Below are 381 nucleotides of genomic sequence, written 5' to 3' on the forward strand. Positions count from 1 at the left end.
AGGTCGACAAGATGACCTGGGCCATCCGCTGGGGTGGCGACACGGTGATGGATCTGTCGACCGGCAAGCACATCCACGAAACCCGCGAGTGGATCATCCGCAATTCCCCGGTGCCCATCGGTACCGTGCCCATCTATCAGGCGCTGGAGAAGGTCGACGGCAAGGCCGAAGAGCTCACCTGGGAGATGTTCCGCGACACGCTGATCGAGCAGGCCGAACAGGGCGTGGACTACTTCACCATCCACGCCGGCGTGCGTCTGCCCTACATCCCGATGACCGCCAACCGCATGACCGGCATCGTCAGCCGGGGCGGCTCCATCATGGCCAAGTGGTGCCTGGCGCACCACAAGGAGAGCTTCCTCTACACGCACTTCGAAGAGA

At 63.0% G+C, this 381-nt stretch carries 1 protein-coding gene; it reads left to right on the forward strand.

Features of this window, described 5'->3' with window-relative positions:
- Positions 1-381 (forward strand): phosphomethylpyrimidine synthase ThiC (locus NMQ14_RS19890; protein WP_257098516.1); only part of this gene is annotated, 381 nt, incomplete at both ends.

The sequence above is a fragment of the Methyloversatilis sp. XJ19-13 genome (assembly GCF_024580155.1).
GTDB lineage: Bacteria > Pseudomonadota > Gammaproteobacteria > Burkholderiales > Rhodocyclaceae > Methyloversatilis.